At 64.3% G+C, this 24,296-nt stretch carries 24 protein-coding genes and 1 riboswitch; of the genes, 19 read left to right on the top strand and 5 right to left on the bottom strand.

All coding sequences use genetic code 11. The features are described from left to right. Window positions 1-4 precede the first annotated feature (4 nt). The 13 genes from AC2FNA_RS21555 to AC2FNA_RS21615 all read left to right on the top strand — a co-directional run bounded on the left by AC2FNA_RS21555 (window position 5) and on the right by AC2FNA_RS21615 (window position 13,491). The gene (locus tag AC2FNA_RS21555) at window positions 5-1,288 is read left to right on the top strand and encodes a polysaccharide deacetylase family protein (protein ID WP_496830107.1); all 1,284 of its coding nucleotides are present in this window, start codon (window positions 5-7) and stop codon (window positions 1,286-1,288) included. Further along, window positions 1,285-2,520 carry a glycosyltransferase family 4 protein gene (locus AC2FNA_RS21560; RefSeq protein WP_496830108.1) on the top strand — a complete coding sequence of 412 codons (1,236 nt, stop codon included), beginning with the start codon at window positions 1,285-1,287 and terminating at the stop codon, window positions 2,518-2,520. The genes AC2FNA_RS21555 and AC2FNA_RS21560 overlap by 4 nt, the downstream gene beginning before the upstream one ends. Then, window positions 2,517-3,485 (top strand): sulfotransferase family protein, encoded by a 969-nt coding sequence (locus AC2FNA_RS21565; RefSeq protein ID WP_496830110.1) that lies wholly within the window; start codon window positions 2,517-2,519, stop codon window positions 3,483-3,485. The genes AC2FNA_RS21560 and AC2FNA_RS21565 overlap by 4 nt, the downstream gene beginning before the upstream one ends. Beyond that, window positions 3,473-5,257 carry a GumC domain-containing protein gene (locus AC2FNA_RS21570; protein WP_496830112.1) on the top strand — a complete coding sequence of 595 codons (1,785 nt, stop codon included), beginning with the start codon at window positions 3,473-3,475 and terminating at the stop codon, window positions 5,255-5,257. The genes AC2FNA_RS21565 and AC2FNA_RS21570 overlap by 13 nt, the downstream gene beginning before the upstream one ends. Beyond that, window positions 5,254-6,651: an O-antigen ligase family protein gene (locus AC2FNA_RS21575; RefSeq protein WP_496830114.1), complete on the top strand. Its 1,398-nt coding sequence runs from the start codon at window positions 5,254-5,256 to the stop codon at window positions 6,649-6,651. The genes AC2FNA_RS21570 and AC2FNA_RS21575 overlap by 4 nt, the downstream gene beginning before the upstream one ends. Further along, window positions 6,648-7,790, top strand: coding sequence for a glycosyltransferase (locus tag AC2FNA_RS21580; RefSeq protein WP_496830116.1), 1,143 nt, complete (start codon window positions 6,648-6,650; stop codon window positions 7,788-7,790). Before AC2FNA_RS21575 ends, AC2FNA_RS21580 begins: the two co-directional genes overlap by 4 nt. Before the next feature lie 451 nt (window positions 7,791-8,241). Continuing rightward, the gene (locus AC2FNA_RS21585; protein ID WP_496830118.1) at window positions 8,242-9,630 is read left to right on the top strand and encodes an MATE family efflux transporter; all 1,389 of its coding nucleotides are present in this window, start codon (window positions 8,242-8,244) and stop codon (window positions 9,628-9,630) included. Window positions 9,631-9,672: 42 nt separating this feature from the next. Next, window positions 9,673-9,984 (top strand): glyoxalase superfamily protein, encoded by a 312-nt coding sequence (locus AC2FNA_RS21590; protein WP_496830120.1) that lies wholly within the window; start codon window positions 9,673-9,675, stop codon window positions 9,982-9,984. 30 nt (window positions 9,985-10,014) lie between these two features. After that, window positions 10,015-11,169 carry an AraC family transcriptional regulator gene (locus AC2FNA_RS21595; RefSeq protein ID WP_496830122.1) on the top strand — a complete coding sequence of 385 codons (1,155 nt, stop codon included), beginning with the start codon at window positions 10,015-10,017 and terminating at the stop codon, window positions 11,167-11,169. 104 nt (window positions 11,170-11,273) lie between these two features. Next, window positions 11,274-12,101: an NAD(P)H-binding protein gene (locus AC2FNA_RS21600; RefSeq protein WP_496830124.1), complete on the top strand. Its 828-nt coding sequence runs from the start codon at window positions 11,274-11,276 to the stop codon at window positions 12,099-12,101. A gap of 33 nt (window positions 12,102-12,134) precedes the next feature. After that, window positions 12,135-12,545 (top strand): DUF4345 domain-containing protein, encoded by a 411-nt coding sequence (locus AC2FNA_RS21605; RefSeq protein WP_496830126.1) that lies wholly within the window; start codon window positions 12,135-12,137, stop codon window positions 12,543-12,545. A 68-nt stretch (window positions 12,546-12,613) separates the two neighbouring features. After that, window positions 12,614-13,123: an anthrone oxygenase family protein gene (locus AC2FNA_RS21610; protein ID WP_496830128.1), complete on the top strand. Its 510-nt coding sequence runs from the start codon at window positions 12,614-12,616 to the stop codon at window positions 13,121-13,123. Further along, the gene (locus AC2FNA_RS21615; protein ID WP_496830130.1) at window positions 13,090-13,491 is read left to right on the top strand and encodes a hypothetical protein; all 402 of its coding nucleotides are present in this window, start codon (window positions 13,090-13,092) and stop codon (window positions 13,489-13,491) included. The genes AC2FNA_RS21610 and AC2FNA_RS21615 overlap by 34 nt, the downstream gene beginning before the upstream one ends. Window positions 13,492-13,683: 192 nt before the next feature. Here the strand turns inward: AC2FNA_RS21615 and AC2FNA_RS21620 are convergent, their stop codons facing one another. Then, complete coding sequence (locus tag AC2FNA_RS21620; RefSeq protein WP_496830152.1) at window positions 13,684-14,577, bottom strand: LysR family transcriptional regulator; 894 nt, start codon at window positions 14,575-14,577, stop codon at window positions 13,684-13,686. A gap of 126 nt (window positions 14,578-14,703) precedes the next feature. Between AC2FNA_RS21620 and AC2FNA_RS21625 the strand changes: the two genes are divergently transcribed. From AC2FNA_RS21625 to AC2FNA_RS21635, 3 genes are read left to right on the top strand one after another with little or no spacing between them, the layout of a single operon-like run. Beyond that, complete coding sequence (locus tag AC2FNA_RS21625) at window positions 14,704-15,126, top strand: DoxX family protein (protein ID WP_496830132.1); 423 nt, start codon at window positions 14,704-14,706, stop codon at window positions 15,124-15,126. A 59-nt stretch (window positions 15,127-15,185) separates the two neighbouring features. Beyond that, a complete protein-coding gene (gene ygiD / locus AC2FNA_RS21630; protein WP_496830134.1) occupies window positions 15,186-16,007 on the top strand; it encodes a 4,5-DOPA-extradiol-dioxygenase in 822 nt (273 codons plus the stop codon). 12 nt (window positions 16,008-16,019) lie between these two features. Next, window positions 16,020-16,979: a glutathione S-transferase family protein gene (locus AC2FNA_RS21635; protein WP_496830136.1), complete on the top strand. Its 960-nt coding sequence runs from the start codon at window positions 16,020-16,022 to the stop codon at window positions 16,977-16,979. A gap of 75 nt (window positions 16,980-17,054) precedes the next feature. Here AC2FNA_RS21635 and AC2FNA_RS21640 read toward each other — a convergent pair whose 3' ends face one another. The 4 genes from AC2FNA_RS21640 to AC2FNA_RS21655 all read right to left on the bottom strand — a co-directional run bounded on the left by AC2FNA_RS21640 (window position 17,055) and on the right by AC2FNA_RS21655 (window position 21,172). Further along, on the bottom strand, window positions 17,055-18,347 hold the full coding sequence (locus AC2FNA_RS21640; RefSeq protein WP_496830138.1) for a TRAP transporter large permease: 1,293 nt from the start codon (window positions 18,345-18,347) through the stop codon (window positions 17,055-17,057). Beyond that, window positions 18,344-18,799, bottom strand: coding sequence for a TRAP transporter small permease (locus AC2FNA_RS21645; RefSeq protein ID WP_496830140.1), 456 nt, complete (start codon window positions 18,797-18,799; stop codon window positions 18,344-18,346). Before AC2FNA_RS21645 ends, AC2FNA_RS21640 begins: the two co-directional genes overlap by 4 nt. Window positions 18,800-18,900: 101 nt before the next feature. Further along, window positions 18,901-19,953, bottom strand: coding sequence for a TRAP transporter substrate-binding protein (locus AC2FNA_RS21650; protein WP_496830142.1), 1,053 nt, complete (start codon window positions 19,951-19,953; stop codon window positions 18,901-18,903). A gap of 28 nt (window positions 19,954-19,981) precedes the next feature. Beyond that, entirely contained in the window at window positions 19,982-21,172 is a 1,191-nt protein-coding gene (locus AC2FNA_RS21655) for a M20 metallopeptidase family protein (protein WP_496830144.1), read from the bottom strand. A gap of 145 nt (window positions 21,173-21,317) precedes the next feature. On the opposite strand from AC2FNA_RS21655, the gene AC2FNA_RS21660 reads away from it, so the two are divergent. From AC2FNA_RS21660 to bhcB, 3 genes are all read left to right on the top strand, one after another. Beyond that, on the top strand, window positions 21,318-21,806 hold the full coding sequence (locus AC2FNA_RS21660; protein WP_496830146.1) for a MarR family winged helix-turn-helix transcriptional regulator: 489 nt from the start codon (window positions 21,318-21,320) through the stop codon (window positions 21,804-21,806). Between the two features lie 49 nt (window positions 21,807-21,855). After that, a riboswitch (glycine riboswitch) is annotated at window positions 21,856-21,940 on the top strand. A 98-nt stretch (window positions 21,941-22,038) separates the two neighbouring features. Further along, a complete protein-coding gene (locus tag AC2FNA_RS21665) occupies window positions 22,039-23,322 on the top strand; it encodes a D-amino acid dehydrogenase (RefSeq protein WP_496830148.1) in 1,284 nt (427 codons plus the stop codon). Continuing rightward, the gene (gene bhcB / locus AC2FNA_RS21670; RefSeq protein ID WP_496830150.1) at window positions 23,322-24,275 is read left to right on the top strand and encodes a beta-hydroxyaspartate dehydratase BhcB; all 954 of its coding nucleotides are present in this window, start codon (window positions 23,322-23,324) and stop codon (window positions 24,273-24,275) included. The genes AC2FNA_RS21665 and bhcB overlap by 1 nt, the downstream gene beginning before the upstream one ends. Window positions 24,276-24,296 lie beyond the last annotated feature (21 nt).

Below are 24,296 nucleotides of genomic sequence, written 5' to 3' on the forward strand. Positions count from 1 at the left end.
GGTGATGTCCGATGCCCGGTCCCTGACCCCGCATACGACCGCCCGCCGTGCCACGCGCCGGCGCCTGTTGCTACGGATGCTGGCGGTGACGCTGCTCTGCGGTCTCGCGGGCGGCGGGTTGGTGGCGCTGGCCGGGGTCCCGGCGGCCGGGCTGCTCGGGCTGCTGGCGGGGGGCGCAGGTTTCCTTGCGGCGGCGCGCTTCTGGCGGCTGGAGCCGGGGGTTCCGGTGCTTACCTATCATAGTGTCAGCGAAAACGCGGGCTGGTTGCCGTGGCGCTCCGAGATTTCGATCCGGCCGGCCTCGCTCGACCGGCAGCTGCGCCTGTTCCGCCGCATGGGGATGCAGATCGTCGACAGCGAGACCCTGGTGCGGGCGCGGCTGGCAGGGCGGCCGGTGCCGGGTAACTGGATGGCGCTGCATTTCGACGATGGCTATCTGGACAATTGGGTCGCCGCCACGTCGATCCTGCGCCGCCATGGCGCCTGTGCAACGCTGTTCGTGTCCACAGATTTTATCGCACCGCCGCAGCCCTTGCGCCCGATGCAGGGGCAGGAAGGCCCGTTGCGCTGGGACGGTTACCTCAGCTGGGACGAGCTGCGCGCGCTCGAGGCCGAAGGCACGTTTCGCATCGAGGCGCATGGCACCGATCATGGCCGCATCGCAACGGGACCCGAGACGGTCGACCATCTGACGCCCGAGAATGCGGGGCGTCTGTCGTGGATGCAATGGGCGCGAATGCCGGGGGACAAGCACGACTGGTATCTGCGCCGCAGCCGCCCGGTGCCACTGGGCAGCGCCGTTCCGGTCAGCGCGCCGGCGCTTGCCGCGCGGGGCTGGTCGCCGGATACCGGTCAGGAAAACGAAGCCGCCTATGATGCGCGGGTGCGGGCGGTGCTGGCCACCAGCAGGGCGGTGATCGCCCGCGAGATGGGCCGCGCGCCGGTGCTGTTCTGCTGGCCGCAGAACCAGACCAGCGACCGCGCTCGGGCTTTGGCGCGCGAGGCGGGGTTCATTGCGACCACGGCGGGGCAGGCGCGCAACGCCGCATCGGACCCGGCGGCGACCTTGTCGCGGGTTCATATCGGCGAAGATTACGCGGGCTTCCGCTGCGGCTGGATCGACGATCTGGCGGTGCGGGCGCAGATCCGCTGTTTTCAGGGTTACGTGGGATGGGTTGTCGTGTTGGGCGCAGTGGGCGCGCTGCGCCGCGCCGTGCGGCTGCTGGCCCGGACGCGTGTCCGGGGCCGTGGCGCCGGATCGGGCGCCTTGCAGGAGGGGATGTCATGAAACTGGCCGTTATCGTTACCGAATTTCCCAAGACAACCGAAACCTTCATCCTGCGCGACCTGATGACATTTCTCGAGGCCGGGGTGGACCTGCGCTTGTATCACCTGGCGCCCTGGCGCACCGATCAGATCTTGCACGATTTCGGGGCCGAGGCGGGACGCCGCGCGCGGCATGTACCGCTGTTCGCGCCACGCTCGCTTGCGGCGCTGGCGTCGCATCCGCTGGCTGCGGCACAGCTGGCGGGCAGCATCGCGCTGCATCAGGGGCGCGAGGCGAAATTCGCCGCCAAGTCGTTGGCCTTGCTGCCCGCGGCGCTGCGGCTGGGGCGAGAGCTGCGCGACTGGGGCGCCGATCACATCCATGCCGAGTTTGCCGGTCATCCCGCCACCGCCGCCTGGATCGCCCATCGCGTGTCTGGCGTGCCCTATTCGATCAGCTGCCGGGCGCATGACATCTTCCGCAGCCAGCGACTGCTGGAACAAAAATTCGCTGATGCCGCGCTGGTGCGGGCGGTCAGCACCTATGCCAGCCGCTTCCTGGCCGAGCATGTGCCGGGCATCCGTCAGCAGGATGTGGCCGTCATCCATTCCAGCGTCGATGTCTCGGCGATCACCCCCAGCGCCTCGCCGCCTCCCGAATACGGGTTTCGCATCCTCTATGTCGGCTCGCTGCAACAGCGCAAGGGCGTCGACGTGCTGCTCAAGGCGCTGGCCGGTTTCGACCGGCCGGATTGGCAGCTCGACATCGTGGGCGACGGGCCGGATCGCGCCAAGCTCGAGGCGCTGAGCGCCGGGCTGGGCCTGGATGACCGGGTGCATTTTCTCGGCCAGCGGCCATTCGGCGAGATCGACGGGTTCTACCGCGCCGCATCGGTATGTGTCGCGCCCTCGATCATCGGGCCCAATGGCCGGACCGAGGGCATTCCCAATGTGATGATCGAGGCGCTGGCCTATGCCCGTCCCGCCATCTCGACCAATGTCTCGGGCATTCCCGAACTGATCCGGCCCGGCGAGACCGGCTGGCTGACCGAGCCGGGCGATGTGGCGGGTCTGACGGCGGCGCTTTGCGCCGTGCATGACGCGCCCGAGGCGGCCAGCAAACTGGCCTGGCAGGGGCGGGCGCTGGTCGAGCGCGAGTTCGACCTGCGGGTCAATGCCCGGCGCCAGCTGGAACTGTTCGCCGCTGCCGGCAAGGGGCAGGCGCCGCAGGGCGCCCGCACGGTGACGCCATGACCGCGCCGCGCCCCATCTTTGTTTTGGGCCTGCAACGTTCGGGCACCACGCTGATCGGCAACCTGCTGGCGGCGCATCCGGATGTGGCCGGGGTGACCGATCCGCGCCATAGGGGCATTCACGAGAGCGTGTTCTTTTCTCATTTCGCCCGTGCCTGGGACTGGACCGATGCCAGCGCCCGCGCGCAGGCTGTGGCGGCATTTCTGGACAGCGATTATGGCCGCCTGCTGGACCTGACGGACGAGGACAGGCACCGGTTGGAGCGCGTTGGCGATCCGGAGGTGTTCTTTCGCCAGGCGATGACCGCCCATGCCCGCCAGCAGGGCGCGTTGGCCTGGGTCGAGAAATCGCCCCATCACGTGCACGAGGCGGCCCGGATCGCCGCGGCCTATCCCGACGCGCTCTTTGTTGCGATCCATCGCGACAGCGCCGGTCTGGTGCGCTCGCGGCTCTGGGCCTATGGCCGGGTGCCGCGCACGGGGCTGGCCCGGCTACCGGCGGTGCTGCGCGGGGCGCTGTCCAATACCTATCACCGGCGGGTTCTGCGCCGGTTCGCACGCCAGTTCCCCGAGCGGGTGAGCGTGCTCGACTATCGCGGCTTCGTCGCGGGTGGCGCCGCATCGGTGGCGGCGATGGTCGATGCGCTGGGCTTGCCGCCCGCGCCAGGCCTTGCGCCGGAATACGCGCCCAACAGCAGCTTTGCCGCGCCCGGTGCGGCGGGCGGGCTGACCCGTGCCGACCATGCCGCTATCGCGGTGGCCGAGGCGCTGTCGGCGCTGGTGCCGCTCTGGCTGCTTGATCGTCTGCGTACCGGCGTCTCCGGGCGTCGTCCCGAATTTCCCCGCTGGGTATGGAGCGGCCTCGTGCCGCCGCCAACCACTCGTTCCGGACCCTCGTTCGCGGCGCCGCTTGGCGCCGAGGCGACGGCCCCATTGCAGGAGAGCCCCTCGCCATGTCGCGACTAGAGTTGATCCACGACCTGCCCAGCCCCACCCGCAACCGGCCCGCCGACCCGTCCGGCCCGCGCGAGGGGGGTGGCGAGGCACCGCGTCAGAACGAGGCGGGCGCCGCCATCCGCCATGTGGCCGAGTTGATGCGGCAGAGCCGTCGGCTGATCCTGCTGCTGATGCTGGCCTGCGCGGCGCTGTCCTGTGCCTATGCGGTCTACAAGCTGAATTTCTCGCCGGTCTACCGGGCCTCGGCCAAGGTGACCGCCCAGCCCACCGACGCCGAACTGCGCTATTCGCAGGTCTATGTACGCTCGTCCTCGCTGGACAGCGCCAATGTGATCACCCGCAGCCATATCGAATATCTCAAGAGCCGCGAGATCGCCGAACGCGCCCGGCTTGAGGTGTTCGGCGCCGCGGCGGCCGCGCCCGAAGAACAGCAGATCCCGGCGCTGCTCGCCTTTGCCAAGGAGGCCAAGCAACAGGTCGAGGCCGGTCTGCGCTGGCTCAATTCCGGCAGCGCCGGGGCAGCGGCGGGCGAAAAGGATCTGGTGACCGAGATCCAGGACGCGATCGAGTTGAAGATGGTCGAAAGCTCGTTCGTGATGGAAATCTCGGTGGCCTGGGAGGATCCGAAGATCGCTGCCGAACTGGCCAATGTGCTGGCCCGCGTTTATCGCGCCCGCAGCCGCGAACAGGTGGCCGCCACCACCGGCGAGTTGGCAAGCTTCCTCGAGACGCAGAAATTGGCGACCGAGCGCCGCCTGTCCGACCTGATCGACGAGCGCAACGCGCTGCGTACTGCCTCGGGCGTGGTCGAGATCGAGACCGAGCGGCGCGAATTGCTGGCCCGCCTGTTTGCCGAATCCGCCCAACGCGATGCCGACCGCCGCAGCCTGCTGGCCATTCAGGCGCAGTTGCGCGCCTTTTTGCCCGACCGGCCGCTCAACCGGCATGACGGGCTGACTCAGACCACCAAGGAAGAGCTGAACCTGTCGCGCCTGCGCGAGGTGGAACTGGCCGCCGCGGTGGTCGAAAGCGACAAGATCGTCGCCCGGCTGGAACAGCGGATCGCGGCGCTGGCCAAGCTTGAGACTCGGTTCGAGGGGCTGAACTCGGAAATCGAGCGCACCCGGGGGCAGCTGAACGATATCGACGCGCGCCTGTTGGAGGTCCGCATCAGCGAGGCCGAAAGCATCGAGACCCTGCGCATCGTCGATCTGGCAACGCCGCCGGTGCTGCCGGAGGAGCCCAAGGTGGTGAACCGGACCGTGATGGGGGCGATGTCGGGCTTCCTGCTGGCGATGATGCTCGTGCTCAGCCGCGACTACATGGCGACCCGTCTGCGCACCCAGACCGATCTGTCTGGCGTGTCCGGGCTGCGGGTGCTGTCTCCGGCGGCGCTGGGCGCGGCCGAGCTGACGGGCGCACCGGCGGCCGAGGAAAAGGGCGCCACCGCATCCGAGCTGTCACGGCCCTATCTGGACTGGGATGCGCTGGATACCGACGACATGGTGGCGGTCCTCGACGTGTCGGATCCGCGCCGCGCCGAGGCGGTGGGCCGCCGGGTGATGCAGAGCTATCCCTATAGCGACCAGGTTCATACCGGGCTGCTGCGCCGGGCGGTGCGACCGGGCAACATGCCGCCCAGTGCGGCGGTGCTGATCACGCTGGGCCGGGACGAGCTGTCGGCGGCCGAGCTGCGCGACTATCTCGACCAGTTGCGCAACCTGTCGCGGTCTCTGCCGGTGGCGGTGGCCTATGTCGATATCCGGGGGCGCGTGGGATGATCCCGGCGCCCCGGCAGCTGGCGCTGGGTTTTGGCGGAGCAGTGATGGCCGCCGCGGCCGCGCTGTCCGGCCCGGCCATGGCCGCGGGCCTGCTGGCCGCGGCGCTGGGCGGGTTTGCCGTGCTGGGCAACACCGTGCTGGGCGCCTACCTGCTTGTGGCGCTGGCCCAGCTCGACGGGATCGCGCTGCTGGTCGATCAGAGACTGCCAATCTCGCTGTTCAAGGCGGTCACCGCGCTGGTTCTGCTGTCGCTCTTGCTGACGGTGCGGCGCCATCCGCTGATGCAGGGGCGGTTGCGGCTGTCGCCCACGGCGATGTTCACCCTGCTGTTCGCCATCTGGCTGTGTGTCTCGTATCTGGCCTCGGATTGGCAGGCCTATTCCTATGACCATACCAAGGGGTTCCTGCAGACCCTGCTGCTGGTGCCGATCCTTGGCCTGACGGTCACCTCGCATCTGCATCTGCGGCGTATGGTGCTGGTGATTGCGGCCAGCGGCGCGATTTCGGCGGTCTTTGTCATCCTCGAGACCGTGTTCGGACTGCGGCTTTTGCCCTATGCTGACGAGGCTGATGTGGCCGCCTGGCTGGGGGCGGTGCGGTCCGCCGGGGCCTCGGCCTATAACCCCACCACCTCGTCACATCTGATGGCGGTCAGCCTGATGCTGGCGCTGGTGATGGCGCTCTATGACCGGCGCGGGCGGCGGTTGTGGGTCTTGATTTCGCTGCTCTGCCTGGTGGCGCTGCCGATGATGGGCGCGCGATCGGGGGCGATTGCCGTGGCCATGGGGATCGGGCTGATCGGCTTTCGCATGCGGCATCACCGGCTGTTCCCGGTGGTGGCGCTGGGGGCGCTGGCGGCACTGGTGGTCGCGGTGCTGAACGCGCCCGACACGCTGGTCGAGCGGTTCGGTGTGCTGGGCGATTTCCTGGGCGAGGGCGATACATCGGACCGGTCGCTGCTGCGGCGGCTCAGCTACAACCAGATCGGACTGGCGCTGTGGGCCGAACATCCGGTGACCGGGCTGGGGCCGGGGGCCTATCCGGTCAATTATGCCAGCGACGCCTTCCGCTGGTATCCTGGGCGCGAGGCCGAGGCGCGCCAGCTTCACAACGCCTATCTCGAGGTGGCGGTGGAAACCGGTATCGTGGGCATCGTGCTGTTCCTGGGCGCGCTGCTGAGCGCGGCCTGGGCGGCGCTGAAGGCCGGGCTGCAACCGGTGACCGAGACACAGGTGCTGGCCCAGGCACTGGGCGTCGCGATGGCGGTGTTCATGTTCGCCAGCCTGTTCATGCCCAACGAGGACATCAAATACACCTGGATCCTCGCCGCGCTCTGCGCGCGCGCGGCACAGCTGGCGGGTGGCTGGCGGGTGGATGCGGGGCAGGCGGCATGACGGTGCTGTTCTGGACCTGCCTGGGGCTGATCCTGTACTCGCTGGTTGGTTATGGCCTGCTCTGGATCGCTCTGGCGCGGCTGGTGCGCGACCGTCCGGCGCATCCACCGGTGACGCTGTCGGCCACGGTACTGATCGCCGCGCGCAACGAGGCGCGCGATATCGGCGCCAAGATCCGCTCGCTCAGGGCGCAGCGCCGGGACGGTCACCGGGTGCGGGTACTGGTGGTTTCGGACGGGTCCGAGGATGCCACCCTGACCGAGGCCGCAGCGGCGGCCGAGGGTGACGCTGATATCCAGGTGATCGGGTTGTCGCAGCATGGCGGCAAGGCGGCAGCGCTCAATCACGGGCTGGCGATGATCCCCGAGGACGAGATCGTGATCTTCTCGGATGCCAACAGCCTGCTGGACCCGGACGCCTTGATCCGCCTGTTGGCACCCTTTGCCGACCCCGGGGTCGGGGGCAGTATCGGACAACTGGGGATCAAGGGTCGCGACGGGCTGTTGGCGCGGGCCGAACGGCTTTACTGGCGCTATGACAATGCGCTCAAACAGGCCGAAGACCGGATCGCGGGCACGGTCTCGGCGCAGGGGACGCTTTACGCGGTGCGGCGGGGGCTGGTCGGGGTGGTGCCGGCGGACATGGCCGACGATCTGGCGATCTCGCTGGGCGTGGTGGCGCGCGGATACCGGCTGGCCTATGCGCCGGGTGCGGTGGCGCGCGAGGCGGTGACCTCGAACCTGCGCGGAGAATTCGGGCGGCGGGTGCGCTCGACCGAGCGCGGCTGGCGTGGATTGATGCATTATGCGGGGCTGATGAACCCGGGCCGGACCGGGCTCTATGCGGTGCAACTCTTCTGCCACAAGGTGCTGCGCCGTCTGGTGGCGGGGCTTCTGCCACTGCTGCTGCTGGCCAATGTCGCCCTATTGGATCAGGGCGCGTTCTATGTGGCGATGTTCGGCGCGCAGGTCGCGCTTTGTGCCGTTGCGCTGGCCGCGGTGACGACCCGCTGGGGCCGGCGGCTTCCGGGCGCGTCGGTGGCGGTGCTGTTCGTGATGGGGCACGCGGCGATCTTCTGGGCGCTGCTGCGCTATGCGATGGGTGTCCGTTCGACCAAATGGGCGCCGGTGCGCGGATAGCGCGCGGAATCGGGGCGCCGGAACCGCGTCAGGCGTGTCCAGAGGTCGCGCGGATGCCAGAGGGCATCTGCGGGCCGCGGCACCTCTTGAACAGGTGCCTGTGTTCCTTGGCTTGCTCGAAACGATCTTGGCGCGTCTTGCAAAACAGAGGCCGAGACAGGAGGCAAGCGGCCGACGCCAGGGGTGCGCTGGCGTTCCACCGGACTGCACTGCGGGTGGTCAACCGTGGTCAGGGTGCGCGCTTGGGGCGTGGAAACCGTTCCGCTTGACAAGAGTGCGACGGCCAATCTACACGGCTCTCAGGCAACAGACGCCTGCCGCCCGCCGACATTTGTCACGGTGAAGTTCTGTAGCAGACACGATCTTCGTCATCCTCGGCACCTGTCGCGCGGATGGTAATGCGGGCCCCGTCCAATCCTTGCGCGACCTGAGCCGGAAGGAAAACGGGGTCATGTCGTCCCAGACCAACTCATTTCTCGAAGGGCCGCTTGGCCTGATCTACGCACGCACGGCGCTTCCCATCATCTTTGTCATGGGCGTGAACGGCGCGCTCGCCGTCGTCGATGCCCTCTTCCTCGGGCATTTCGCGGGACCGGAGGCGCTGGCCGCGGTCACGCTGATGTTTCCGCTCTACATGCTGATCGTCGCGCTGGCCACGCTGGTCTCCTCGGGCATGTCGAGCATCCTTGCCCGGCAGTTCGGCGCCTGGCGCGTTGACGCGGCGCGCGCCACGTTCTCGGCGGCGCACGGGCTCGCTGTCTTTATCGGTCTGATCCTGATCGCGCTCTTCCTGACTTTTGGCAAGCCGGTCGCGGTCTTGGCCGCCGGCGGGTCAGAGGAGCTGGCCGAGATGGGGCTGATCTACCTGCGCATCAGTGTCTTCGCCGCGCCCTTGATCTTTGTGCTTTCAGTCAATTCCGATGCCCTTCGCAATGAAGGGCTGGTGATGTTCATGGCCGCGATGAGCCTGCTCGTGTCGCTTGCAAACATGGGCTTCAACTACGTGCTGATCGGCCTGTTCGACATGGGCGTGGCGGGCTCTGCCTATGGCACCGCGATGGCACAGGCCCTGGCGCTGACCATTATCTTAACATTCCGGGTCTTTGGCGACACCGGGTTGCGACCCTCTGCGCTCTGGCACCATTCGCCGCTGTCGGGATGGCGGGACATTCTCGCGCTCGGCGCGCCGCAAAGCCTCAATTTCCTCGGGTTCGCCTTGGGATCGGGGGCGATCATCGCCGCGCTGCAATGGGTGGAGGCCCCGGATTACGATGCGAGTGTTTCGGCCTACGGGATCGTCACGCGGCTGATCACCTTTGCCTTCCTGCCGCTCCTTGGCCTTGCCCATGCGATGCAGACGATTACGGGCAACAATTATGGGGCGGGCGCCTTACGTCGCAGCGACACGAGCCTTAGGACAGCGGTCCTCGCGGCTTTCGGTTATTGCCTGTCGCTACAGATCGGCATGACAGCTTTTGCCACTCCGATCGGATCGGCCTTCGTTTCGGATCCGCGAGTCGTGGCGGAGGTCGCGCGCATCTTGCCGGTGATTTCGGCCGGGTTCTTTGCCGCGGGGCCGCTGATGATGATCGCCATGCATTTCCAGGCTATCGGCGACGCGGGTCGCGCGGCGATACTGGGGCTTTCCAAACCCTATCTTTTCGCCGTGCCGCTTACATTTGCGCTGGCGGGCGCGTTGGGAGAGCCGGGCATCTGGTTCGCGGCACCGGTAGCGGAGGTCCTGCTCGTCGGGCTGACGGGACTCGTACTGGCGCAGATCGCACGGGCGCAGTCCCTGCGCTGGGGTCTTTTCAGCACGGGCCGGGAGGTGCGGGCATGACACGCGACTTGTCAACGATCACGCGAGACTGGAACACCTTGTATGCCGAGGTGCTGCACTGACCGCGGAAAGACCGGGGGCGGCGGGCGGGTGACCGGGTGCTGCCTGTCACAGTCTTTCGACGCAATGGTGCTTGTGCCCCAGGCGCTCCGGCCCGGAAGGGTCCGGCTGGTGTGCGACCTTGACGAAGCGGTGGACGTCGTTCGCTTCGGCCGCTTCTCCAACCTGCTCACGCAGAGCCGGGTTGAGGTCGGTCCGGGGCGGCGCTCGAAGGAGCGGATCTCGGACGGCACAGCTCACGTCTTGCTGGATTGTGCCCGCACCGGTACCGACAGGGCATGCCATGAACCATGACCTGATCTTCTCGCTGTTGGGGGGATGTCGATGGCCGGCTGGGCCGCGCTCCTGCTGTCGCCGCTCATCCCGGTCTGGTCGGACAGGATCGCGGGGTTTGCCGGTCAGGATAACGACCCCAAGCTTTCTGCCAGTCCTAGGTGCTTTGCCCCTCCGCAAATCCACCTTAGGATGGGCGCCATGGGCTATGTAACCTCTCTCTTCGCGCGCAAGGTGGTCGCCGCGGCTGGCGACGCGATCGACGGCGCGGCGTTCCTGCGTGGCGCGGGCATAGATCCTGAAGGCGCATGGGACCCGAAAGCGATGATCCCGGACGGCATTTATTATGGCCTGCTGGAACGGATCGCGGCGGAGGTCGATGTCACCGATCTGCCGCTGCGGGTAGGCGCGTCGATGCGGCTTGATGAATACGGTGCGCTCGGCCTCGCATTCAAGGCGGCAACGACGCTGGGCGCTTCTTATGCGCGGGTCGAACGGTATGCGCGGCTCTGGACCAGCGTTGTGGAGTACGAGTTGCGCCCGGATCCGCGCGGCACGCTCTTCATCCTGCATCGCGAGGGCGGGCGCCGTCTGGGGATGCGGTTGTCGAACGAGGCGACGCTTGCGAGTTCCGTGTCGATTGCCCGGCAGGTCAGCCCGGTGCCGGTTGCGCCGCTCGAGGTGCTGATCCAGCATGCCGCTCCGCAGTCCGTCACCGCCCATGAGGACTGGTTCGGCAGTCCAGTCCGGTTTGATGCGGAACTCGACGCCATCCTTTTTTCTCGCGAGACGCTGGCGCAGCCGAACATCCTCGGGGATGTGGGCATTTCCCGCTATCTCGCGGGTCATCTCGAGCGCGAACTCTCCGAGATCGCCGACGAGGTCCCGCTGATTACGCGGACGAAGGATGCCATCGCGCAGGCGCTGAGCGCGGGCGCGCCGAAAATGGCGGAGATCGCGCGCGATCTCGGGCTCAGCGCACGGTCGTTCCACCGGCGGCTTTCCGAGCACGGCATGAGCTTTCAGACCCTGACCGAAGAGACCCGGCGCGACCTGGCCGAAGGGCTCTTGCGTGACGATCGGCACTCGCTGGCCGAGATCGCGTTTCTGACGGGGTTCGCCGAACAGAGTTCCTTCACCCGCGCCTTCAAACGCTGGGTCGGCATGACACCTGCGAGCTACCGCAAGGAACGCGTGGGCCGCTGACCGGCGCTGGCGGCGTCGGTCAAGACGTTGGCGACCCCGGTCAATACGGGTCGACGGCGATTGACTATCCCTTGGTCCGTCAACTCGAACCAGGGAGAAACCCCATGCAACACCAACCCATCCTCGTCATCGGTGCCACCGGCAAGACCGGGACCCGCGTCGCCGCAAAGCTGGAAGCCAAGGGTCTTCCCGTCCGTCGCGGCTCTCGCAGTTCCGGCACTCCCTTCGACTGGGAATCGCCCGAAACCTGGGCGCCCGCGCTGACTGGTGCCCGGGCAGCCTATGTCACCTACTTCCCCGATCTTGCGTTCCCCGGCGCGGTCGAAAAGCTTGAGTCGCTGGTCGAGACAGCGAAAGATGTCGGCGTCGAGCATCTGGTCCTGCTCTCGGGCCGTGGCGAGCACCACGCCCGGCTCGGCGAAGAGGTCGTGCGACAGTCCGGCGTGAACTTCACCATCGTCCGTGCCGCCTGGTTCGCGCAGAACTTCTCCGAAGGCTATCTGCGCGATCCGGTTCTGGCCGGCGTGCTGCCGATGCCGGGCGGCGATATCGCAGAGCCGATCATCGATATCGAGGACATTGCCGATGTGGCGGTCGCGGCATTGACGGAAGAGGGCCACAAAGGGCGGCTCTACGAAGTTACGGGTCCCCGGTTGATGACTTTCGCCGAGATGGCCGGGGTGTTGAGCGAGGCCACTGGGCAGAGGATCCGCCATATCCCGATCAGCTTCGAGGATTTCCACGCGAATGTCGCGGCCGCGGGTGGCGATTTCGTCGCCGATGTCTTCACCGCGATCGCCCGCGAGACGCTCGACGGCCGCAACGCCCACACCGCCGACGGCGTCATGCAGGCCCTCGGCCGTCCGCCCCGCGATTTCGCCGAGTTCGCGCGTTCCGCTGCCAAGGCGGACGCGTGGATGGTCGTGGCCTGAGCCTCGTCGTCAGCCCAATTCGGAGAAAACCCAATGACACCTGTTCAAAAAATCGCACTCGGCGTTTCTGGCATCACTTCACTGGGCATCGGCGCTTTCATCCTCGTTGCACCGCATGCCTTCTATGCAGGCTACGGGATCGTTCTGGGGCAAGAGCCCAGCCTGCTGAGCGAGTTGCGCGCGCCCGGAGCCGCGCTCGCCGCCTTCGGAGCCGTGATGCTGGCCGGCATCGTGAGACCGGCGCTGCGGCAAGCCGCCGTGACCGCCGCGCTGACTGTCTTTCTTGCCTTCCCGGCGGGCCGTGTTCTGGGCCTTGTCGTCGACGGGGTACCCTCGGGCGGCATTCTGGGCGCTCTGGTCCTGGAACTCGCGATCGCCGGGTTCTGCCTGTTCGCGTTTCGACGAAGTGCTGATCCCGCAATCACCGGTTTCGCTACCCGCTGACCGACACCTTGATGCGGTGCGACAGCCATCTGTCCCGCCGCATCCTTTGCCAAGAAAGGAATTGCCCGATGACCCCTGTCGTCTTCGTCCTGATGCAATTCGCGATCCTCGCCTATGCGCTGGTCGCGGGCGTCTTCCTCGCCTTTTCAGACTTCATCATGCGCTCGCTCGCCCTTACCGGTGGCGTCGGCGGCGTGGAGGCCATGCAGGTCATCAACCGCGAGGTCTTTCGCTGGTTGTTCATGGCTCTGTTCCTCGGCATGGCCGGCATATCTGTCATCCTCGCCGGGTATGCTTGGTTCGGGCTCGATGGCCCGGCGGCGACGCTGATCCTGCTCGCCGCGCTGGTCTATCTTGTCGGTTGCTTCGGCGTCACGGTCGCCTTCAACGTGCCGCTGAACGAGGCGCTGGCCGGGATGGACTTGTCGCAGGGCGCGACGCGAGAGTACTGGCAGCAGACCTACCTGCCGCGCTGGACCTTCTGGAACTCGGTGCGAACCGGCGCGGCGGCGCTGGGTGCAGCTCTCATGCTGTTCGGCCTCCTGTGGATGACACAAGGCCAGGCACGGCCGACCTGACGCAGTTCGGACAGGGCGGGGTCGGCCAGACCTCCCGCCCGGTCTTCCTTCGCGCTTCCCGGATCACGTGGCATTCTCGCTGCGTGATGTTCACCAATAACCCGGTCGAAAAGATCGGCATCGTGATCCCGCTTTCGACGATCACTTGCATCATCGCCATCAACAATCTGCCGAGTGCCACGGAACAGACCTCCCCGCGCGTTGCGCTGGTTCATCACTTTCCGACCAGCCTCGGCCTGTTCCACGTGCCGATCATCCTGATCTGCTGGTTTTTCCGTTCCTCCGGCATGCTCTTGGCGATCTGGGCAGAAAGACCTGCCGGGCAAGCCAGCCGGACCACGCGGTTCTCGCAAACCTGTTTCCCTTGATCACGCAGACTGTCGGTGCGCTTGCGATAGCCATCGACCTTGCCACTGTCGGGCCCCGCCTGCCGGATCAACGCGGTCTGACGCGCCCGGATGAAGGCGGATTTCATCGGGACGGGTGTATGACCGTGCCCTGCCGCCGCTCCGGATTGATGCGTCTGCCATGCCGGAGTCCTGCCCAGGCCACGGCGGCTGTTACGCACCGGCATTTCCAAAATCGGCAAGCGCAAAATCGATCAGCGCGCGCACCTTTCGAGGCAGAGTACGCCCTTCAAGGTAGACGGCAGCGACGTCGCCGCGTTCCCCGGTATGGCTTTCAAACAGCCTGACCAAATCGCCGCTATCGAGCGCATCGCGCAAGGCGAAACCTGGCACATAGGCGATCCCAAGACCGCGGCGTGCCAGATCGACCGCGGCACTTGCTGAATTGACGTGAAATCGGCCCTCGATCTGAGCCGCGACCTGAGTGCCATTATGTTCGAAGGCCCAACGCTTGGGATTCCGGCGGTTGGTATCGACGATGCAGCTGTGTTCTGAAAGATCGTTTGGGGTCTCAGGGAGGCCGGCCCGTGCGACATAGGCCGGACTGGCGACAGGCAGGCTCTGGAACGTGCCCAGTCGTCGGACCTTGAGAGAGGCTATGTCAAAGCGTCCAATCCGAAAGGCCAGGTCGATCCCCTCTGCGGCAAGATCGCTGAAGGCATCGCTCAGCCTGAGGTCGATGATGATCCCGGGGTGAAGTTCGGAGAACCGCGCCAGCATACCCGCGATGTAGACCTCGCCGAAGGTGATCGGAGCGGAAATCCTTAGAACGCCAGACAACCCTTTCGTGGAGTCCGAGATATCGGCGAGCAATTCGTTAAGATCGGCCAGCAGGGCGGGGGCTCGGGACAGAAGATCGGACCCGGCTGGGGTCAGGCCAACTTTGCGGGTTGTGCGCTGAAAGAGCCGCACACCGAGACGCTGCTCGAGTTCGGCCACATATTTCGAGGTCAATCGGTTCGACATGCCCAGCTGTGCTGCCGCCCCGGTGAAGGAGCCGGACTGCGCGGTAGCGACAAAAGCGCGGAGTTGATCAAAAAGGTCCATGTGGCCATTACGAACAAATCGTAGAAAGTAATTTACTATATTCGCCATTTTGAGGGTTATCTGCAAGGCCTATGTTCCTTCACAGACAAGCTGTCTCCGGGCGGCTTTCAACAAAAGGACACGGATATGACCACGCAAACGAATTCTGACTATGCTGCCTTCGCACTTCGCGTCACCAGCGGTTCGCTCTTTCTCGCCCATGGCTGGCTGAAGATCAGCGTCTTCACCGTCGCCGGAACCGTCGGCTTCTTCGAGAGCCTCGGCCTGCCCGGGCTTCTGGCCTATTTCACGATCGCTGCCGAGATCATCGGCGGGATCGCCCTGGTCCTCGGCATCGGCACGCGGCTTGTCTCACTGGCACTGATCCCGGTGCTTCTGGGCGCTACTTGGGTTCATGCCGGCAATGGCTGGCTGTTCTCGTCCGAAGGCGGCGGTTGGGAGTTCCCGATCTTCTGGGCAGTCGTGCAGGGTGCGATTGCAACGCTCGGCAGCGGTGCCTTTGCCCTGAAAGTCCCGGCGCTGCAGCGGACACTGGGCCAGTTCGCCTGATTTTCCATCAATCCCGGGCGGCCTTTGGGCGGCTCGGACACAATCGAAAGCGGCCCATCATGCGTATACACAGCTTACAAGACCTTAAGGAACGTTTCGCTCCCTCCGACCGGATGCCGGTCGTTTTTCTCGGGCATGGAAGCCCGATGCATGCGATCGAAGACGGGCCGTTCAGCCGATCCTGGGCGCTGCTTGGCCAGAGCCTGCCACGACCAAAAGCGATCCTCGTCGTCTCGGCACATTGGATGACCAACGGAACGACGCTTGTGGATGTCTCGGCCATGCCGCGCACGATCCATGATTTTTACGGGTTCCCCGAGGCGCTTTTTCAACAGCAGTACCCGGCACCCGGCCGGCCCGATCTGGCGCGCGAAGTGATATCGCTTCTGAGCAGCCACCGCGCCGCCGGGGATGAAACCTGGGGGCTCGACCACGGTGCCTGGGCTGTCCTGAAGTTTCTTTATCCCGATGCGGATGTTCCGGTCTTTCAGGTCTCGATCGACATGGGACGGGGGCTGGAACACCAACTCGAGGTCGGTCGGGCTCTGTCGGACCTGCGGGACCGGGGCATCCTGATCCTCGGCTCGGGCAATGTCGTCCACAACCTGCGCGCCATGCGCCCGGGTGGCACGCCACAGGATTTCGCGCAGGCGTTTGATGCGCTTTTTGCCGATCGTCTCGTGGACCGGGATTTCCGCGCGCTCGCGGATGCGGACGGGCTGGGCGCTCTTCTCACCGCAGCTCATCCGACCGTGGATCATTACTTACCAGCCCTGACCATCGCCGGCGCGTCAGATGCGCGCGACGAATTGACCTTCATGACCGATGCCATCGATCTCGGATCGGTCTCGATGCGGTCCTTCATCTTTCACGCAACCTGAGGAGACCGGCACATGCTTGTGGACGGCAAATGGATGGAGAACTGGCAGCCGGTGCAAAAAACCGACAAGGACGGCCGCTTCGTGCGCCAGACCTCCAGCTTTCGCAACTGGATCACGTCGGACGGTGCGCCCGGCCCGACAGGCGAGGAAGGGTTCAAGGCCGAACCTGGCCGCTATCGGCTTTATGTCGCGCTGATCTGTCCTTGGGCGTCGCGAACGCTGATCGCGCGCAAGCTCAAGGGCCTGGAGGACATGATCCCGGTGACCGTGGTGAACCCGTCCCTGACGGATCAGGGATGGAGTTTCGGTGGCTTTGCCGGCGCTGACGAGGATCCGCTCTTCGGCGCGCGCTACATGCACGAGCTCTACACCCGTGCCGATCCGAACTTCACCGGACGTGCAACGGTTCCGGTGCTCTGGGACACTAGGCGGAACGTGATGGTAAACAATGAAAGCGCCGATATCCTGCGCATGTTCGATAGCGCCTTCGAACATCTCGTGCCCTCAGATCTGCGACTCTATCCCCTGCATCTGGCAGCCGAGATCGACGCTCTGAATCCGCGCCTCTACGACTTGCTCAACAACGGCGTCTACAAGGCGGGGTTCGCATCATCCCAGCCCGCCTATGAAGAGGCGCTGGAGGGTGTGTTCGCCATGCTGGGCGAGATTGAGGAGCGGTTGACTGGCGACTACCTGTTCGGGGACAGCTTGACTGAAACGGACATTCGCGCCTTTGTGACACTGATCCGGTTCGACGCCGCCTATCATGGCCTGTTCAAGACCAACCGGCGACAGGTCAGGGATTACCCGCGTCTGTCGGGCTACCTCGCGCGGATGCTCGACCTGCCTGGTGTGCGAGAGACAGTGGATATCGACCACATCCTGCAAGGCTACTATTCGATAAAGGCGCTCAATCCCACGGGGATCGTGCCGATGGCGCCGGATCACCTTGCGGACCTGCTGCGCCCCTGAAGATGCGGCACGAAAAAAGCGGCGGGCAAGGATCTCCTTCGTCCGCCGCTCTTCGTTTTTGTGCCTGGTCGGCCTCTATCCGGCGGTGCTTCCCAGCCAGAGCGTGATTGCGGGGAAGGCGACCAGCACGGCAAGGCGTACGACATCGACCGCGATGAAGGGGACAAGTCCCTTGAAGATCCGGACCACCGGGACATCGGGCAGGACCGCCTTGAGCACGAACACGTTCATCCCGACGGGTGGCGTGACCAGTGCGATCTCGGTCACCACGATCACGATGATCCCGAACCAGACAAGGTCGAACCCTTGAGCGACGACGATAGGCGCGAAAAGCGGCACGAAGATCAGGATGATCGCCATGGAGTCCATCACGCAGCCCAGCACCATGAACACGAGCATGATCGCGAAGATCAGGGCATAGCCTTCCAACCCTGTGGATTGCACCAATGCCAAGACACCGGCCGCCAGCCCCGACAAGGTCAGCAGTTTGGACAGCATCAGCGCGCCGAACAGGACCGTGTAGAGCGACACCGACGTATAGGCCGTGTCGATGATCACCCTGCGCAGCACGGCCCAGGTCAGCCGCCCGTGAAAGGTTGCAATCAGGATCGCAAGGCCCGCGCCCATGCCGGCCGCTTCGGTCGGCGTGAAGAGCTTGGCATAGAGGCCGCCGATGATGAGACCGAAGAGCAGAACGAAAGGCCAAATGCCGGACAACGCTATCAGCTTTTCGGGCCACGGGGTCTTTTCGCCTTGAGGGGCGTGGCTGGGATTGCGGCCAGCAACGAACCGGATCGCGGCCATATAAAGTGCGAGGCCCAGCAGACCGGGGATCACACCGGCGATGAACAGGTCCCCGATATTGGTCTGGGTCAGGATGCCGTAGACCACCATGATGATCGAGGGCGGGATCAGGATGCCCAGCGTGCCGCCAGCGGCAATGGTGCCGGAGGCCAGCTCATCAGAATACTTGTACTTCTTCATGCTGGGATAGGCGACCTTGGCCATGGTGGCCGCCGTGGCGTAGCTTGAGCCGCAGACCGCCGAGAACCCCGAACAGGCGACCATGGTCGAGAGCGCCAGCCCTCCGCGCACATGGCCGACAAAGGCATAGGCCGCGCGGAACAGATCGTGGGCGATGCCTGTCTTGGAGATCACGTTTCCCATCAGGATGAACATCGGCACGACGGCCAGATCGTAGGACAGAACCGCATCGGAAATCGTCAATGGCAAGAGTTGCAGCGCGATGTTCCAGTTGATGGAAAAACCAATCCCGGCCACAGAGACGGCGAGCAGGGAAAAGGCGAGGGGAACCCGCAGAAAGGCCAGCATAATGGCCGCAAGCATTGCAATGGAACCGACGATCATAGCGCTTCCTCCTCATGGGTGTCTTCGGGATCGACCATCGGCCCGGTAAAGGCGGTGGCCAGGGCGGCCAGCGCCGAGAGGGCGCAGCTTGCGGCCATGTAGAAATAGAGCGGGCCACGTGGGACACGGAGAGCCTGGCTGACTTCCGAGATGCGCGACGCGTTCAGTCCGTGCTTGACAAAGAGCCAGGCGACAAGAGCCAGCACTGTGGTCACCAACACACTGATCAGGACGCGCCACCACGCCATCCAGGGCTTGTTCACAAGCTTGTCGAGCAGGTCGATTGTCAGGTGCGCCCCAGCAGCGGTCACCAGCGGAAGGCCGGCAAAAACAACCAGTGCCATCAGATGCTCTGTGATGTCATTGGCCCCGTAGATCGGCTTGCCGACGATGCGGCGGCCTATGACGTCTGCGAAGGTCAGTGCGACCATTGCCAGAAGGAACAGTGCCATGACTGTTTCAACTCCCCGGCGGACTTTCCATGCCATGGACAGCATGATCCCGTCTCCTCCCAAAAAGGCGGGGACCGGCAAACCGGTCCCCGTTGCGCGGTTTAGTTCGATGCAGACGCTGCGAATTCGGTTGCAAGCGCCTCATACGTGTCGTTGTAAAAGGACAGCATGGCCTGCGGGTCGGCAACGCCAGCGGCCTTGGCGGCCTCCACCCAGTCAGCAACCATCGTGTCGTAGATGGTATCTACCGCCGCGATCAGTTCGGGCGAGGCTTCCACGATCTCATGACCGGCCGCGCCCAGCTTTTCGGTGGCGGCGGGGTTCTGCAGGTCGAAGTTCTTGCCCCATGCGGCGGAGAGTTCTTCGCCGATGATGCCTTCGATCGCAGCTTTGTCCTGGTCAGCCAACCCATCCCATTTGGCGCCGTTCATGATGACGAAGAAGGTCGCGTCATAGAAGCCGTTCGGGAAGATGGTGTGATGCTCGAGACTGTCTTCGAGGCGGAAGTTGACTACCGATTCCATGGTGTGAAGCGATCCGTCGATGACGCCGCTTTCCAGCATCTCGTAGGCCTTGGTAGCGGGTGCGGCCACCGGAACCGAGCCCAGCGAGGTCAACAGTTTCTCCTGGATCGGCCCGCCCATGCGGAACTTGACGTTGGCCAAATCCTCGGGCGAGGTCACGGTCTTGGAGCCATGGTGCAGTTGGCCGCCGCCGAACATGCCAACCGCGAGCATCTTCACACCGTCGAAAGCAGCGTTGTCGGCGAGATAGGCGTCATAGGTTTGCCACAGTGCCCGGCTTTGAGCTTCGGCATTGGTCCCGGCATTCGGGAACTCGGCAAACCACATCGAAACGAAGCGCTCGGGCTCATAGGTGAAGTTGCCCCAGGTGATGTCGGCCACGCCGTTGCGTGCCAGTTCCCAGTGCTGCGGCGGGCTAGCCAGCGGCGCGGGCAGGATCACGACGTTGACGCGACCTTCCGTGACTTCGGTGACCTTCTCGGTGAAGGGCACAAGGAAGTCGGTGTGCACAAAGTGGGTCGGCGGCACCCAGGACGACATGGTGAGCGTCTCGGAACTTGCCATCGTCCCCGCCATCATTGCGGTTGCGGCGACAGCGCAGGTGAGCATGGACTTGGTGAAGGTGATCATCTGGATCCTCCCTAGGATGATATCTGGTTCAGGTCAGTTGGTGAGAGTTGAGCGTTGCGCTCGTGCGGTGCTTTGCCAGGTCGGCAAAGATGGCGGCTCCGACAGGGATGATTTCCGGGTCGAAGACGAATTCCGGGTGGTGAGGGGCATAGCCGCCCTGACCTATGAAGAAGCAGGCACCGGGCACGAGCCCCGAGAGTTCGGAGAAGTCCTCGGATGCCATGAGACTGCGGGCGTTCTCGGTCACTCGGCCCGGTCCAACGACCCGCGTTGCCGCAGCCACGGCCGCGGCGACGCAGGCGGGATTATTCAGCGTGACGGGCACCATGCTGGTCACGTCGATTTCGATGAGAACGCCAAAGAGAAGCTCGGTCGCGCGCACCGCGTCCTGCAGCAAATCGGCCAGCGTATCGCGCACCTCGGTCGCCGTCGTGCGCATGGTCCCTTCGATCCGAACGGTATCGGGCAGGATGTTGCGGGCCGTACCGCCTTTGATCAGACCAAAGGAAATCACCCCGGTTTGGCGTGCGTCAAAATTCCGAGTAGCGGCCTGCTGAACGGACGAGATCAGGTGGGCGGCGGCTGCGACGGCATCCTGCCCGGTATGCGGCATCGACCCGTGCGCACCTTGCGCCTGGATCGTGATATCAATGTTGTCCGCAGACGACAGCGCCGCTGTCGCCGGCACGCCGAGCTGACCGGCGGGAAGGTCCGGCGAGTTGTGCAAGGCGTAGATCTCGTCGCAGGGGAACCGCTCGAACAGGTCGTCTGCGATCATCGCGCGTGCACCGGTCAGGAGTTCCTCGGCAGGCTGGAAGATGAAGCGAATTGTGCCGTCGAAGTCCCGATGCGTCGCGAGATAGGCGGCGGCGGTCAGTGCGGTGACCATGTGTCCGTCATGCCCGCAGCCGTGAAACCGGGCAGGAACTTCGGACGCGTAGCCGACCGTGGCTTTCTCCTGCATCGGAAGGGCATCAAGTTCTGCCCGAAAGGCGATGCAACGTCCGGGTGCAGCAGGTGACGCATCTTGACCATACAAGGTCCCGACGACGCCCGTGCCGCCGATGCCAGTTGCTACACTGTAACCGAGCTCGGTCAGCCGTGCTGCGACAAAGGCCGCCGTCCGCACTTCCTCGAAGCCGATTTCGGGGTGGCGATGCAGGGTCTGCAGCCAGTCTTGCGACGTTTTGCGGTGAGTCTCGTACCAGGTGGGAAACATCTTCGCGGGCTCCAAGTTATCTCAATGTGAGAATATTGCGCGGAGATACTTTTCCGGCAAGATGGTTTCTTGTTAAGACTATTTCGTGTGGAAATCAGGGTAAGACGTGATACTTTTTTGGTATCGACTACAGGAGAAGCGGATCGTGCAGACCGACAAGACTTTCAAGAACGAGCGCCTGACATACAGATTGAACATCGTCGCCCAAGAAGCGATCCAGGCCAACGACGAGATTTTCCTGAGAGAGACGGGATGCCGGATCCGCGATCTGCGTGTGTTGCGTTTGATCGATGATCGGCCGGGCACAACTTTCGCAGAAATCGCGAAAATAACTGGTTTTGACAGAAGTTTGACCTCGAGAATCATCCAGAATTTGATCGGCGCCGGTCTGATCGAGCGAGAAAATTCAAGCGAAGACGCGCGGGTGTTCCTGCTCTCCACAACGCCAAAGGGCAAAGAGGTTCGCCAAGTGGCGCGCCGTTTGTCTGATCGGCTAGAGGTGATCCTGACGGACCCGCTCTCTGCTCAGGAGATGCGGGCGTTCAACGAAATCCTTGCTCGTCTTGGGGCCTGGGTGACCTCGGAAGACTACCGAGATGCTCTCGCCAAAGAACTGCAAAAAGATGCACTTTAAAATAGTCTTGACGTGAAACTAAATACGGTTTAGACCTTTTTCAGCCTACCAAGCTGTCACAGGAGAGGCCGATAACTCGGCGCCGAAGGAGCAACCCCCCGGAACCTCTCAGGCAAAAGGACTGTGACAAGCGCGGCGATCTGAAGCGCGCTGTGGAGCCTCCGCATCTCGCGACAGAGGGGATTGGACCTGTCATCCGGCAGGACGAAACCTTGGGTCGCGGGAGGATGCCATGACCAGAATTGCCGTAATCGGCGCCGGAATTACTGGCGTAACTACAGCATCAAGCCTGATGGACAGGGGCTATGATGTCACCTTGTTCGATCGCAATCGTTATGCCGCGATGCAGACGTCGTTCGCCAATGGCGGACAGTTGTCGGCATCGAATGCCGAAATCTGGAATCGTTGGTCGACGGTCTTCAAGGGCATGAAGTGGATGATGACCCGGGGCGCGCCACTTCTCGTCAACCCCAAGCCGAGCTGGCACAAGTATAGCTGGATGGCCGAGTTCGTGGCGTCGATCCCGCAATACCGGGCGAACACCGTCGAGACGACCCGTATGGCGATTGCTGCGCGCGGGCTTCTTCGTGAGAAGGCCGAGCGGCATGGTTTCGACTTCGACTGCGAAAACCGAGGCATCCTGCATATCTACACCGACAAGGCCGAATTCGACCACGCGACCGAGGTCAACAAGCTGCTGGCTGAGGGTGGTTTGGAGCGCCGCGCGGTGGCGCCCGAAGAGGTTCGCCAGATCGAACCGGCGCTCAGCGGGGATTTCTACGGTGGTTACTACACCGAAAGCGATTTCACCGGCGACATTCACCGCTACACGACGGGTCTTGCCAAATCCATCGAACGGGGTGGGGCGGTTTTACGCTTCGGCACCGATGTCGACGCGCTGAAGGTCGACAAGAACGAGGTCCGCCTGACCTGGAGCCGGAACAACGAAAGTCAGACCGAAACCTTCGATGCCATCGTCGTTTGTGCGGGTGTCGAAAGCCGGGCTATCGCGGAGCAGCTTGGCGACCGGGTGAACGTCTATCCGGTCAAAGGCTATTCGATCACCGTTCGCCTCGATGACGAGGAAAGCCAGCAGTCTGCTCCCTGGATCAGCTTGCTCGATGACGAGGCGAAGGTCGTGACCAGCCGCCTGGGCAAGGACCGTTTCCGCATCGCCGGCACGGCGGAGTTCAACGGCTACAACCTCGACATTCGGGACGACCGGGTACGCCCGCTGGTGAAGTGGTGCGAACGGTTCTTCCCCGGTGTGAGCACCGAACACGCCATCCCATGGGCAGGACTGCGACCGATGATGCCGAACATGATGCCCAAGGTGGGGCAGGGTGCCCGCGACCGGGTGTTCTACAAGACCGGGCACGGGCATCTTGGCTGGACGCTGTCCGCGGTTACCGCCGAAATGGTGGCCGAAAAGGTCGCGGGGTCGCGGACTGTCAACAGTGCAGGCGCGGTGATCCCGGGTGCAAGGGCTGCGCTGCAAGTGCGAGGAGCGGTATGATGTATATCCCGACCTACGAGGACATGCTTTGTGCGCATTTTCGGATTGCGCCTTATATCCGGCTTACGCCGGTGCGGGTGTCGGATTATCTGAGCGAGTTGGCGGGGTGCCAGCTGTTCTTCAAATGCGAGAACTTTCAGGAGCCTGGCGCGTTCAAGGTGCGCGGCGCGGCGAATGCGGTCTTTGGCCTGGATGAGGGGCAGGCCGCCAAAGGGGTCGCAACGCATTCCAGCGGCAATCATGCCTCGTGCCTGAGCTATGCCGCGATGCTGCGTGGCATTCCCTGCAACGTGGTCATGCCGCGCACCGCGCCGCAGGCCAAGAAAGACACGGTGCGTCGCTATGGCGGCGTGATCACCGAATGTGAGCCCTCGACGACCTCGCGCGAGGCGCGTTTTGCCGAGGTGCAGGCCGCGACGGGTGGTGATTTCGTCCACCCCTACAACGATCCGCGCGTGATCGCGGGGCAGGGCACCTGTTCCAGGGAGTTCATGGAGCAGACCGACGGGCTGGATATGGTGGTGGCTCCAATCGGGGGCGGCGGGATGATCTCGGGCACCTGTCTGACACTGTCGACGCTGGCCCCCGAAACAGATGTGATCGCCGCCGAGCCGGAACAGGCCGACGACGCCTATCGCAGCTTCAAGGCGGGTCACATCATTGCCGATGATGCACCCAAGACCATCGCTGACGGGCTCCTGGTGCCGCTCAAGGACCTGACCTGGCATTTCGTGTCAAACCACGTGTCCGAGATCTACACCGCCTCGGAACAGGAAATCGTCGATGCGATGAAGCTGATCTGGAAGCACCTGCGCATCGTGATGGAACCCTCCAGCGCGGTACCTCTGGCGACCATCCTCAAAAACCCCGACGCGTTTCGTGGCAAGCGCGTGGGCGTGATCATCACCGGCGGCAACGTCGATCTGGACAAACTGCCCTGGATGCAGGGCTGAACAGGAGAATTCCCATGAAAG

This window comes from Ruegeria sp. YKSD163, assembly GCF_059612905.1.

What these genes read in the sequence shown, in the direction of transcription:
- AC2FNA_RS21555 (WP_496830107.1), top strand. Translation starts at nt 5, where the DNA reads ATGTCCGATGCCCGGTCCCTGACCCCGCATACGACCGCCCGCCGTGCC.
- AC2FNA_RS21560 (WP_496830108.1), top strand. Translation starts at nt 1,285, where the DNA reads ATGAAACTGGCCGTTATCGTTACCGAATTTCCCAAGACAACCGAAACC.
- AC2FNA_RS21565 (WP_496830110.1), top strand. Translation starts at nt 2,517, where the DNA reads ATGACCGCGCCGCGCCCCATCTTTGTTTTGGGCCTGCAACGTTCGGGC.
- AC2FNA_RS21570 (WP_496830112.1), top strand. Translation starts at nt 3,473, where the DNA reads ATGTCGCGACTAGAGTTGATCCACGACCTGCCCAGCCCCACCCGCAAC.
- AC2FNA_RS21575 (WP_496830114.1), top strand. Translation starts at nt 5,254, where the DNA reads ATGATCCCGGCGCCCCGGCAGCTGGCGCTGGGTTTTGGCGGAGCAGTG.
- AC2FNA_RS21580 (WP_496830116.1), top strand. Translation starts at nt 6,648, where the DNA reads ATGACGGTGCTGTTCTGGACCTGCCTGGGGCTGATCCTGTACTCGCTG.
- AC2FNA_RS21585 (WP_496830118.1), top strand. Translation starts at nt 8,242, where the DNA reads ATGTCGTCCCAGACCAACTCATTTCTCGAAGGGCCGCTTGGCCTGATC.
- AC2FNA_RS21590 (WP_496830120.1), top strand. Translation starts at nt 9,673, where the DNA reads ATGCCGAGGTGCTGCACTGACCGCGGAAAGACCGGGGGCGGCGGGCGG.
- AC2FNA_RS21595 (WP_496830122.1), top strand. Translation starts at nt 10,015, where the DNA reads ATGGCCGGCTGGGCCGCGCTCCTGCTGTCGCCGCTCATCCCGGTCTGG.
- AC2FNA_RS21600 (WP_496830124.1), top strand. Translation starts at nt 11,274, where the DNA reads ATGCAACACCAACCCATCCTCGTCATCGGTGCCACCGGCAAGACCGGG.
- AC2FNA_RS21605 (WP_496830126.1), top strand. Translation starts at nt 12,135, where the DNA reads ATGACACCTGTTCAAAAAATCGCACTCGGCGTTTCTGGCATCACTTCA.
- AC2FNA_RS21610 (WP_496830128.1), top strand. Translation starts at nt 12,614, where the DNA reads ATGACCCCTGTCGTCTTCGTCCTGATGCAATTCGCGATCCTCGCCTAT.
- AC2FNA_RS21620 (WP_496830152.1), bottom strand. Translation starts at nt 14,577, where the DNA reads ATGGACCTTTTTGATCAACTCCGCGCTTTTGTCGCTACCGCGCAGTCC.
- AC2FNA_RS21625 (WP_496830132.1), top strand. Translation starts at nt 14,704, where the DNA reads ATGACCACGCAAACGAATTCTGACTATGCTGCCTTCGCACTTCGCGTC.
- ygiD (WP_496830134.1), top strand. Translation starts at nt 15,186, where the DNA reads ATGCGTATACACAGCTTACAAGACCTTAAGGAACGTTTCGCTCCCTCC.
- AC2FNA_RS21635 (WP_496830136.1), top strand. Translation starts at nt 16,020, where the DNA reads ATGCTTGTGGACGGCAAATGGATGGAGAACTGGCAGCCGGTGCAAAAA.
- AC2FNA_RS21640 (WP_496830138.1), bottom strand. Translation starts at nt 18,347, where the DNA reads ATGATCGTCGGTTCCATTGCAATGCTTGCGGCCATTATGCTGGCCTTT.
- AC2FNA_RS21645 (WP_496830140.1), bottom strand. Translation starts at nt 18,799, where the DNA reads ATGGCACTGTTCCTTCTGGCAATGGTCGCACTGACCTTCGCAGACGTC.
- AC2FNA_RS21650 (WP_496830142.1), bottom strand. Translation starts at nt 19,953, where the DNA reads ATGATCACCTTCACCAAGTCCATGCTCACCTGCGCTGTCGCCGCAACC.
- AC2FNA_RS21655 (WP_496830144.1), bottom strand. Translation starts at nt 21,172, where the DNA reads ATGTTTCCCACCTGGTACGAGACTCACCGCAAAACGTCGCAAGACTGG.
- AC2FNA_RS21665 (WP_496830148.1), top strand. Translation starts at nt 22,039, where the DNA reads ATGACCAGAATTGCCGTAATCGGCGCCGGAATTACTGGCGTAACTACA.
- bhcB (WP_496830150.1), top strand. Translation starts at nt 23,322, where the DNA reads ATGTATATCCCGACCTACGAGGACATGCTTTGTGCGCATTTTCGGATT.